1 protein-coding gene is annotated in these 1,748 nt (G+C 50.4%); it reads right to left on the bottom strand.

Features of this window, described 5'->3' with window-relative positions; genetic code table 11:
* A partial coding sequence (locus Q369_RS0121945; RefSeq protein ID WP_205624349.1) for a DUF8696 domain-containing protein occupies nucleotides 1–1,427 on the bottom strand: 1,427 nt, incomplete at its 3' end.
* Nucleotides 1,428–1,748 lie beyond the last annotated feature (321 nt).

The following is a 1,748-nucleotide window of genomic DNA, read 5'->3' as shown; positions in this document are numbered from 1 at the left end:
GAGCCCGTGCTACAAACAAACCACTGAGGACCATCCGCATTGGCAGTTGGTGCCGTGTTGGCACCGACTGTTACAGTGGCTACTGCGGATGTATCTGCAGTCTGGAACACACCGCAGAAATTGGTTCCAGCTTTGACCAGACGCCTGTAATAGAGCGGTTCACTGGAAGCGAGCGGCTGCAAATCCTTGAAGACCTCGCCTGGCATGTCCTCCCATGGGCCTGAGGCGCTGGTAGATTTCTGCCACTGGTAGACGATGGTCGTGGTGTAACCTGCCGGTGCTGTAACGCCGACTGCATTGCCGGTGATTACATTGGGTATTCCCAGGCTACAGGCCTGCTGCGTCAAAGGGGCAATCGTGCTCGGCGATACGGCGAATCCGTCCGGCAAAAGCTTGTCGGTTAGTTTAACCACGTAGCCGCTTGTCGGGCCAGGAGACGATAGATCGTAAACACATTCGTTGGGGTCAAAGTCGGCAGTTCCCCGAAAAAAGCCGCCAACCAGCACTTCCCCGGCATGATCGGCAGATATCCAGTATGTTTGGTCAGATAAAGGTCCGCCTATTGACTTAGCCCAAGCAACATTTCCGGCAGCATCTACCTTCGCAACAAAAATATCATTACTTCCCGCAGCCGTGAACGTAGTTGATCCCAAAGTGGCAGTTCCGGTATAGACACCTGTGATATAAACATTGTTGTCAGGTCCTATTGAAAGATAATTCGCTCCGTCGCCTAGTCTTTTTGACCACTGAGTGACACCAGCGTTATCCACCTTCACCAGTGTGGGTGCGCCAGCCACAGGAGCACTTACCGCACCGTAAACATTACCGAGCGCGTCTAGCCGTATGTTCCTGTAATAACTACCTTGGGGATTTTGATGAGACCAAACAAAGTTTCCGTTGTTATCCAGTTTAAGTATGAAACTACCTCTTTGTGTGAGAGTAGCAAGGCCGGTTGTATTGCCTAATTCGCTTCCACCTCCTACGTAAATGTTTCCAGCATTGTCGGTCTCAATACCGTAAATAATGTCATTGCTGGTTCCTCCTATTCTTTTCACCCATTGAAAGACCCCAGCGGAATTTAATTTAGCGACAAAACCGTCTTGGGCACCTGCGGAGGTGATCGACAAGGAGCCAAAAGTCGCCGTGCCGGTTCCTATATAGCCTGCCAATAATACATTTCCTGCGGCATCAAATGCTATGTTATAACTGTACTCGGCGTCGGGCGATCCCATTCTTTGCGCCCAAACATAATTGCCGTTGGTATCCAGTTTTAGGATGAAGCCATCGGATTGCCCGCTGGAGACCAGATTGTTGACGCCCGTGCCTGGATTAAAATCCACCGTACCTGCAAAGGGTCCACTTACGAAGACATTACCCGAGGCGTCAACATTCAAAGCATAACCGGCATCATTATTGGTACCCCCCATGCGCTTAGCCCAAATTAATTTGCCATTTTGGTCATATTTGGCAACGTAAATATCATAGGCACCCACCGAAGTAAGGTTAGCTACACCGGCCCCCGGGTCAAAGTCAACGGTCCCGCCAAAAAAGCCTGTGACATACACGTTTTTGTTGGCATCGGTCTCGGCCGCATAAGTGGTAACGGTTTGACCGGCTTGCGAAAGAAACCCATTGGCCCACTGAAGACCAACATCCTGAGCCCTGAGTTGCATGGAAGCAGTTAAGAGCATTAAAAAAACAAGGGCTTTCAGGAGGAACTGGCCCCAGCCAACTCCTTTCTGATTTGT

This window comes from Dyadobacter crusticola DSM 16708 (assembly GCF_000701505.1).
GTDB lineage: Bacteria > Bacteroidota > Bacteroidia > Cytophagales > Spirosomataceae > Dyadobacter > Dyadobacter crusticola.
This window is presented reverse-complemented; position numbering and strand designations above follow the sequence as displayed.